Source organism: Kangiella sp., from assembly GCF_014762745.1.
Classification (GTDB): Bacteria; Pseudomonadota; Gammaproteobacteria; order Enterobacterales; family Kangiellaceae; genus Kangiella.
On record NZ_JABURJ010000088.1, the window covers coordinates 1 to 8,788 of the forward strand.

Consider the following 8,788-nt stretch of genomic DNA (forward strand, 5'->3'; position numbering starts at 1 on the left):
TGGCTGGTCACTCAAAATGGGCAAACATCAAACACCGCAAAGCAGCACAAGATGCTAAACGCGGGAAAATCTTTACCAAAATCATTCGTGAGCTAGTAGTAGCCGCGAAAGAAGGTGGTGGCGATCCGAATGATAACCCAAGACTAAGAGCGGCCATGGATAAAGCGCTTGGCGCTAACATGAAGAAAGACACCATTGAGAAAGCGATTGATCGCGGTACTGGTAATGCAGAAGGTGACAACTACGAAGAGTTAACCTATGAAGGTTATGGCCCTGGTGGTGTTGCGATTCTGGTTGAGTGCATGACCGACAACAAAAATCGTACAGTGGGTGAAGTTCGTCATGCTTTTACTAAGCATGGCGGCAATCTAGGCACTAATGGCTCGGTTGCATATTTGTTCGAGAAAAAAGGTCAGTTCGTCTTTGGCGATAACGTTGAAGAAGAAGCCTTGATGGAAGCAGCTCTCGAAGCGGGTGCAGAAGATTTTATTGCCCATGACGATGGTTCCTTTGAAGTTCTGACCACTCCAGAGGATTTCCTCGATATTAAAGATGCGTTAATCAAAGCTGGCTTTGAGCCAGAAAATGCAGAAGTCTCCATGCTGCCATCGACTCAAGCTGAGCTGACTGTTGATGACGGTGCCAAAGTGATTCGACTGGTGGATCGTCTGGAAGAGCTTGATGATACGCAGAATGTGTATACTAACGCTGATATTCCCTCCGAATCTTACGACCTCATCTAGAAATGTTTATATTCGATGAGGCTTTGTTGAAAGCATATTCAAAGCTCGTTATTCACTTCATGTGAACGCCTCCCTTTTAATATGCTTTCGCCGTGCCTCATCTTCATCTAATTCATTTCTATATACTTTTACCCTAGCGATACTGTGTTAAATTTATTTTTACTCAAAATCATTTACAGCTCGTAAACTCATCATCGTAAAAATAAATTTGCCTCGTCTCGCCATCGCCTAGGTGCTTCTATGAGTGTGATTAATATTGGATGAGGCTTTGTTGAGTTTATTTTGTAGGGACAACTCATGAGTTGTCCGTACAACAGATTGTAAACTCTGTATCGTAAAAATAAATTTCCCTCGTCTCGCTTTCGCCTAGAGAGCTTCTAGGTGTGGTGTATATTTGGTGGGGCTTTCACCGCGCCTCACCTTCATCTAAATCATTTCTAGATAGATTTATCTTCTTCGATACTGTGTTAAATTTATTTTCGGTCTGAATCAGAGGGCATCGCTGACCTAGAAACTCGCTTTTTTTATAGGTTGGGTTAGCCGAAGGCGTAACCCAACATTGGGTTTTTGGGCAGGCACATTGGCCTTCCCCTACCTAACTCCTGACGGAGCTTGCTCTTGGGTGCATCACCAGACCAGAGGCAAGCCCCTTTCCGCCCACCTTGACCATTGCTGCTAGAAAAAGTCTAATAGGCGATTGAGAATAATGATTACTTTCTGTTGGAGCTTTAATGCCTATCATTCTTGGAATTGACCCAGGTTCTCGCCTGACGGGTTTCGGTATTATCGAAGTGGGCGGTCAAATTCCTGCCAATCGACCGCGCTATATCACCAGCGGTTGTATTCGAATTAAGGATGAGACCTTGGATTTAAAGCTTAAGCAGATATTTGATAGTGTGTGTGAGTTAATTCAGGAGTTTAAGCCTGATGAGTTTGCCATTGAGTCAGTGTTTCTATCCAAGAATGCCGATTCCGCATTGAAACTGGGACAGGCGCGCGGTGCTGCCATTGTCGCTGCCAGCCATTATGCGCTACCTGTTTCTGAATATCCTGCCAGGAAGGTCAAGCAGTCTGTGGTTGGCACTGGCGGAGCCGATAAAACTCAGGTACAACACATGGTTAAGACATTATTAAAACTCCCAAGCAGCCCACAGGCTGATGCGGCCGATGCTTTGGCGGTGGCTTTATGTCATGCCAACACTACTCAGGGGCTTGCTCAACTGAAGGGTGTTAAAACGATAACCAGAGGACGTTTACGTTGATCGGAAGAATTCGCGGTACATTAATTGAAAAAATCCCTCCTTTTGTCATCATTGAAACCGGTGCTGGTGTCGGTTACGAAATTCAGGTGCCAATGACCACTTTCTACCAATTACCGGAAGAGGGCGAACAGGCAATTCTTTCAACGCATATGTCGATTTCTGAAAATTTGCACGCGCTTTATGGTTTCATCAGCACCAAGGACCGCGCGTTGTTTCGTGAGTTGATTAAAGTGAATGGCGTTGGCCCAAAGCTTGCTCTGGGGATCTTGTCTGGCATGGAGTCGGATGAATTTGTCATGACAGTGCATGATGGCAGTGTGGATCGTCTAGTTAAGTTACCCGGTGTCGGCAAGAAAACGGCAGAGCGTCTATTGGTTGAAATGTCCGATCGCCTCAAAGATTGGTCAATCAGCTCAGGACTCTCATCCAGCAAACCTTCAGAAACCAGTGCGCCAAGTTCTGCCAAAACTGATGCTTCCCAAGAAGCCGTTAGTGCCTTGATTGCTCTGGGCTATAAGCCTCAGATTGCCAGTAAAGCTGTCACTCAGGTAGCGCATGATGATGCTAAAAGTGAAGAGCTCATTCGTTTGGCTCTGAGGCAGCTGGCGGGTTAGTGTTCATGTTGCCGAGATTGCTCATATTTTTATTGTGCCTGGTTTTTCCTTGGCTGACGTTATTCGCGGCCGAAGATCAGGTGCGGCAGAGTGTTGAAAAACGTTATGAGCAATTTCAGGAAAGTGACTGGTTCAGTAACTCCGGACTAAAGTCTTTAGTGACTCCATTGCTGGAAACTATCGGGCAGCAGCAATTACTGGATGCTGAACAGCAGTTCTATTATGCAGCGGATCTTTATGATGCTGGACAAAAGGAGTCGGCATATTACTTCATGCACTACCTCGCTCATCTGGGATACAGTGTGCCACAGTTTTATCTGGGTTATATGTATAATGTCGGGGAAGTGGTTGAGCAAAATCATGAAGAGGCTGCTTACTGGTATCTGCTGGCAGCGATGGGCGGGGATGCCGATGCTCAGCGTAATTTAGGTTATATGTTCTACTATGGCGAAGGTGTTGCTGTCGACTATGAAGAAGCCATTTATTGGTTTAGCCAAGCGTCGTTTAACGCTGACCCGGACGCTCAGTTTGAGCTGGCTTATATTTATGATATGGGTGAGGTGGTTGCTGAAGATAAATTCAAAGCCATCGAACTCTATAAAATGGCCTCTCGCTCCAATCATGTCAAAGCAACTTATTATTTAGGTTTATCATTCCGTGATGGCGATGGCGTTGATAAAGACCTCGAAACTGCATTCCAATATTTCAAAAAGGCTGCTGAACTGGAACATCCACCGGGGATGTCTGACCTGGGTTACTTTTATCTCAATGGCTTCGGAACTGAAGAGAGTTATGAGGAAGCATTTTACTGGTTTGAAAGAGCAAAAAGCCTGGACGACATCAATGCTTATTATAATTTAGCCTGGATGTATGAGAATGGTGCTGGCGTAGAACAGGATTATAAAAAAGCGCTTGAGCATTACTTGGTGGCGGCTAAAGCCAGTGATCCTGATGCGCTTTTTCAGGTGGGTTATTATTACGCGGAAGGTAAAGGAACTAAAAAAGATATCCGTCAGGCCATTTATTGGTATGAGCGAGCTATCAGCCATAACAGCTTATCTGCCATGAATAACCTGGCCAACATTAATTACAATCATGAAGGGCGGTGGAGAAATCATGCTAAAGCGCTTGAGTTATGGGAAAAGGCTGCGGCTGGAGGGCATCTACTGGCTCAATATAACCTTGGCGTCTATTATGAAACAGATGATGAGATCCCGAACAATGAGCAGAAAGCTTTCAACTGGTATTTAAAAGCTGCCAAGCAAAATGACGGAGAGTCTCAGTACAAAGTTGCTCAAATGTATCTGACAGGAAAAGGAACTGATGCCAGTGTTGAGCAATATCAGTATTGGTTACAACAGGCAGCAAACAATAACTACCAAGCTGCAAAAGAAGAACTTGAGGATGAGGGTGAGACTATTGACCCTTCAATCTTGGAACAAGTTCGTACCCTTATTAAACAATCCAACCCATAGCTTAAAGAGTATTATTGCCTTTCTTTTTTACGCTCTCGTTTGTTGGTGAACATTCTCTGATCGGCAATTTCCAGTAAGGCTTCAACCTCTTCAGCATCATCTGGATAAATAGCAAAGCCAAAGCTCGCCCCTAATTGAAACTCTTGCTCTTCCTCTACCATAGGCTGCTTGAGAGACTGAATCAAATTACCGATCACTGCCTGGGCAGATTCACTGCCATTCACCGGCGACAGAGTAATTGCAAATTCGTCACCTCCAAAACGCGCAACCGTATCGGAGCTTCTGATGGTTTTAGAAAATCGCTCGGCCAGTGTTTTAAGTGCCTTGTCTCCAATATGGTGTCCATAGGTGTCATTCAGAACTTTGAGGTTATCCATATCAATGGCTATAAGCGCGACTTTACTGCCGTCACGTTTGGCATGAGCGATATTTTGGTGCAGGTGATCCATGAATAGGGCGCGGTTAGAAATACCGGTTAGCTCATCTCGAGTAGCACGACGGAATAGTTCGTCCTGGGCGTAATATTGGGCGTGGAACATTGTACTTGCAACCAACTCAGACATGTAAGCAATAATCTTCAGTTCCAGAATTGAAAAGAAATTGGGTTTGCTTGACAGTACCTTTAGCACACCAACTACTTTTTTTTTGATGAAATAATGGAAATACCACCATTGAGCGATGTCCAATAGCAGCTCTGGAAACCTGATCCACTCTTTGATCATTTTCGGTATCATTCGCGATAAGTGCTTGCTGCGTTCGTATAGCTATCGCAGACATATTATTGGCACTATCCCTTCTAACACCATAGTAATGTGAGGCAATGCCTGTTGCCGCCCTGATTACCATCTCAGTATCTTCAGTTAATTCAATGACGGCTCCATGGGCATTAGTGAGCTTCTGTGACTGCAGGCAGGCTTCATTGAGAATGGCACCGAAATTAATACCTAGACGAGCAATAGAGGTTTGAGCCTGGATGATTTCTTCAAGCTTCTTGTGAGACAGTAGCGTGTTTTCTATAGTCGCATCATTACATTGGAACTGCATCCCTGATCCTCTGAGTGATTAAACAATCTACACCTAACACTATGAAACAAAGCGAATATCAGTGTCAAATTAGCATCTTTTAATACAAAGCTGGTCTGACAATTGCATACTGCCTTCAGCCAAATTAGAATCGTCCTAAACAATTAAAGCTCAGGTGTTAGCAGTGCAATATTTCGAAACCCAACCCATCATGCCCAAAAAACTGATGACAGTGATTACTGTCTTCCTGGTGATCATAGCTCTGATGTATGGCTACATGTTTTATGAGCAGGCTGTTCTGGGCAAACCTTCGCCAGACAATGCCATTGAGAGTCATTGGGTCTTAATTATCTGCCTGATAACAGCCCTGGTTTCTTGGTATGTGTCTAAGATACAGATAATCACAAAGGTTGATGACGGCTACTTATATCTAAGCATTGGCGCATTTGGTAAAACTAAAATAGCGTTAAGCGATATTGAGAAAGTCAGCTTTAAGCTGGGCAATCCGGCAAAAGAGTTCTTGGGCTTCGGTTATCGGATAAAAGCGAACAAGCTTGGCTATATTGGCCGAGGAAAAGAAGCCATAGAGATTACGACAAAAGGCGAAAAGAGAACTATAACGGTGACGACTGATAATGCCTCTTCGTTAAAAGAGGCGATTCAATCAGATGTCGATGCTACTCAAAATCCTTAGCTTCAATTTTGCTCATAAGAACAACACCAGAAGGCCCATTTTTTATCTTCCAGGTACCGTACTGTACTCGGTTTGGAATATCTACTTCGAGAGAGTATTCAATAGTCGTTCCACTATTGTATTTTTTGGTAAAGGTAAACTTCTTGCCGCTCACTTCAGGATTAATGACTTCAGCAATCTGGGCGTAAAATTGAGGGTTTAGGTCGGGCTCCAAAATGATTCCTGCAATACCATCAGGAGTTTTCTCCATGACCATGGTAAAGGTATTCGCAGGAGGCGTATCCGCAGTACGGTTGTCATAGTCGTACATACCAATCCAATGACCCGTTAGAAATTCATCAGGGATACTGGAAGTTGCCTGTTGCTTGTTAGTACCATCCAGCATCTTCTTGAGCTTGTCCTTATTGGACTCAGCCGCCATCGCAAACCCATTAAACATAATCAGAAAGCTAAGGATCGCCAGCCTTAGTACGCCTTTATTAACAACCATAGAACCCCCAATTAACTTTTTGTTTAAATATTGATGTGACTCAGTCTAGCACTGGATGCAGGATAGGGAAATAATCAGTTGAAGCCGAGCTTACCGTTAATCTTGATAAGCTCGAAATAGGGGGTTACTCAGAATCTTTTTTATCTTCCGCTTTTTTCACTCGGATTTTACTGCCGTCAATGACCTTGCCGTTCAGGTTTTTGGTTGCTGCTTTAGCTTCGCCTGGCTTAGGCATTTCAACAAAACCAAAGCCTTTGGAGCCGCCAGTGGCCTTATCCATAATCAAATTGCACCACTGAACGGTTCCATACTCTTCGAATAGGGCTGTAACTTGTTCTTCAGTAGTGGTACGGGCAAGATTTCGAACTAATAATTTCATGGGAGGGCGATATTGGTGTGAATGTACTGCATCATATCATTGAGAGCCTTGCGTTTACTATAGGTTTGGCGGCTAGTCTTAGTTTAAGTCAGCAGTAACTCTTAAGTAGGGTGCGTCACGACGCACCATTGGAGTTGATGGAAAGTTATGCGGTGCGTCGCGACGCACTCTACATTTGGTTCTACTCTAACGTTTTATAAATAACTATTGGTTGTCTAAATAAAGTGAACCTAACCACAACCTAAGTGTTTAATGAAAAATCCCAACCGCCAGCTCTGCCCATACCAACAAGAAAACCACTGCAATCGCAATGAGCAGTCCTAGTCGATATAGCGGTTTTTTGGCAAATTGAAGCACCAGCTCAATCGCCAGGCCAGCACCAAGCAACATGATACCGAACACCAGGTAATCAAACTTATCCCAGCTAAACTCATCGCTGAACTGATTGGCTAAAACAGCGGCTAACATCAACAAGGCTGCAATAACCCAGTAGGAGGATCGTAATTTATTACTGTTCATTAGATTTCCTCAGTTTTACTCATCAGTCTCTTTTCGAGTTATAAAAGCATTAACTTCTGGATCTGTAGAGAACGCCAACAATATATCATTTCCGTTAAAACCAACAGCCAGAGCCTTGATAGGTAAATCCTCAGATGACTGTACGCTTTGAGTGTATTCAGTTAACTGTTCTCTTTGAATCCCTGCAACTTTTGCCAGACACATTTTTGGGGAACACTGTAAATTACTGAGCTGCGCCTTACCCTGAAGATGGAATGGACTGGTATTGAAGAAATGTTGATACTTAACCTTTGTTTCGTAGCTATATTCGGGCTCATAATAAGACTCTTCCAGTTTATATAAAGCGTCATCGAAGGCTTTAGGATTTGACATTAACTTTTGAATCTCATTAGTACTTAGTGCACCGTTTTGTTCAATTGAGTCAATTAATTTAACAATGTTCTTGTCTGTCTTTTGGGCTGTGGTTGAGTCAATAGCTTTATTATTAGGCCGTTGAACGGAATCAGCCTCTGGATGATTGCTGAGTAACTCAGAAGTTTCTATAACGTTCTCAGCTTTAACATCCTCTTCTTGGCTTTGACTGAGCTCGGCGTTTTGTGGGCTGGGCTGTTTGGATTTTGTGTAAAAATAAGCGCCCGCTAGTGCGGCAGTTATTAAAATTAGAGTTATCCAAACTTTAGTTTTCATGGTTTTTATATCCTTTTGATTATATTAATTCACTCCGATCCCATTAATTCAGAATTTGCTTTTAGGTAGTGCACCAGTTTGTGTCCTGTAAGTAACTCTTTTGGTTCGAGGCTATGGTTGCTTCATGGCTTTTCAGATAGAACCCACGGTATCGGGTACATAAAGCTAAAGCACATTGAGCCTTTAATATTTCTAAACTCCTCAGGCTCTAAAGATGAAGGCGCTGTAATGGTAAACTCGAACCCATTAGGCAGTTTATCGGCAACATCATCTGGCTCAGACTCGCAAATGAAATAGTATTCCCCGCAGTATAAATGTAGTTCATTGTCCAGTGGTACTGGCCCCATTTCATAAACCTCTGCATCTTTTATTGGATCAATACCACACTGTTCAAAAAAGTTAAGTACATCTTGTGGGAAACAGTTGGGTGCTTGCGCTAAGAAGTTACGACAATACGAGCACCCACAATCAACGGCACTGCCGTTTGTAATTAAGCTGTATATTTCCTTAGTCTTTTCTGAGTCAACCGTGACCGTTACATTGCCTAATGACGCTTTATTCATTTGTGAATTTACTCTGACCTGTGTCCCTTAATTGCATCTTTCTGTGACTATATTTGCTGACTCGGCGAAAAACTCATGACATCCAGTCTCATCTAGAAAGATTCTAAAATGGTTCAGTTGATTGTAGGCTCTGTGAGATAAAAGCTCCATTGCCTCAAACTTTGCAACATTTTGAGTGTGGCCTAAATTTTCGAGCCTGAAATAGCAGCTTTCGATCTGCGCAGCTGTACAATTGGGTAATGCTGTAAATTGATGCCACCTAACCTTTTTGAATTTAATAATAAGGGGCTGATCCAGATAACTATAATTTAGTATTATCTGGAAATGAAGAAAAGTAAA

At 43.1% G+C, this 8,788-nt stretch carries 12 protein-coding genes; 5 read left to right on the forward strand and 7 right to left on the reverse strand.

Going from position 1 to position 8,788, the window contains the following annotated elements; genetic code table 11:
• The 4 genes from HUJ19_RS06110 to HUJ19_RS06125 all read left to right on the forward strand — a co-directional run.
• The coding region (locus HUJ19_RS06110; protein ID WP_290622823.1) for a YebC/PmpR family DNA-binding transcriptional regulator at positions 1–743 on the forward strand (743 nt) is incomplete at its 5' end.
• A 731-nt stretch (positions 744–1,474) separates the two neighbouring features.
• Complete coding sequence (gene ruvC / locus HUJ19_RS06115; protein ID WP_290622824.1) at positions 1,475–2,005, forward strand: crossover junction endodeoxyribonuclease RuvC; 531 nt, start codon at positions 1,475–1,477, stop codon at positions 2,003–2,005.
• Positions 2,002–2,619 (forward strand): Holliday junction branch migration protein RuvA, encoded by a 618-nt coding sequence (ruvA, locus tag HUJ19_RS06120; RefSeq protein WP_290622825.1) that lies wholly within the window; start codon positions 2,002–2,004, stop codon positions 2,617–2,619. The genes ruvC and ruvA overlap by 4 nt, the downstream gene beginning before the upstream one ends.
• Positions 2,620–2,624: 5 nt before the next feature.
• Positions 2,625–4,094 carry an SEL1-like repeat protein gene (locus tag HUJ19_RS06125; RefSeq protein WP_290622826.1) on the forward strand — a complete coding sequence of 490 codons (1,470 nt, stop codon included), beginning with the start codon at positions 2,625–2,627 and terminating at the stop codon, positions 4,092–4,094.
• 11 nt (positions 4,095–4,105) lie between these two features.
• On the opposite strand, the gene HUJ19_RS06130 is transcribed toward HUJ19_RS06125, so the two are convergent.
• On the reverse strand, positions 4,106–4,657 hold the full coding sequence (locus HUJ19_RS06130) for a GGDEF domain-containing protein (protein ID WP_290622828.1): 552 nt from the start codon (positions 4,655–4,657) through the stop codon (positions 4,106–4,108).
• Positions 4,650–5,138, reverse strand: a complete 489-nt coding sequence (locus HUJ19_RS06135; RefSeq protein ID WP_290622830.1) for a GAF domain-containing protein — start codon at positions 5,136–5,138, stop codon at positions 4,650–4,652. The genes HUJ19_RS06130 and HUJ19_RS06135 overlap by 8 nt, the downstream gene beginning before the upstream one ends.
• A gap of 163 nt (positions 5,139–5,301) precedes the next feature.
• Between HUJ19_RS06135 and HUJ19_RS06140 the strand changes: the two genes are divergently transcribed.
• Entirely contained in the window at positions 5,302–5,811 is a 510-nt protein-coding gene (locus HUJ19_RS06140) for a hypothetical protein (RefSeq protein WP_290622831.1), read from the forward strand.
• On the opposite strand, the gene HUJ19_RS06145 is transcribed toward HUJ19_RS06140, so the two are convergent.
• The 5 genes from HUJ19_RS06145 to HUJ19_RS06165 all read right to left on the reverse strand — a co-directional run bounded on the left by HUJ19_RS06145 (position 5,795) and on the right by HUJ19_RS06165 (position 8,449).
• Positions 5,795–6,301, reverse strand: coding sequence for a hypothetical protein (locus HUJ19_RS06145; protein WP_290622832.1), 507 nt, complete (start codon positions 6,299–6,301; stop codon positions 5,795–5,797). The genes HUJ19_RS06140 and HUJ19_RS06145 overlap by 17 nt on opposite strands.
• Positions 6,302–6,425: 124 nt before the next feature.
• Positions 6,426–6,680, reverse strand: coding sequence for an RNA-binding protein (locus HUJ19_RS06150; protein ID WP_290622833.1), 255 nt, complete (start codon positions 6,678–6,680; stop codon positions 6,426–6,428).
• Positions 6,681–6,929: 249 nt separating this feature from the next.
• Positions 6,930–7,199 (reverse strand): hypothetical protein, encoded by a 270-nt coding sequence (locus HUJ19_RS06155; protein ID WP_290622834.1) that lies wholly within the window; start codon positions 7,197–7,199, stop codon positions 6,930–6,932.
• A 15-nt stretch (positions 7,200–7,214) separates the two neighbouring features.
• Positions 7,215–7,886 (reverse strand): hypothetical protein, encoded by a 672-nt coding sequence (locus HUJ19_RS06160; protein ID WP_290622835.1) that lies wholly within the window; start codon positions 7,884–7,886, stop codon positions 7,215–7,217.
• A 122-nt stretch (positions 7,887–8,008) separates the two neighbouring features.
• Positions 8,009–8,449 carry a hypothetical protein gene (locus tag HUJ19_RS06165; protein WP_290622836.1) on the reverse strand — a complete coding sequence of 147 codons (441 nt, stop codon included), beginning with the start codon at positions 8,447–8,449 and terminating at the stop codon, positions 8,009–8,011.
• Positions 8,450–8,788: the final 339 nt, after the last annotated feature.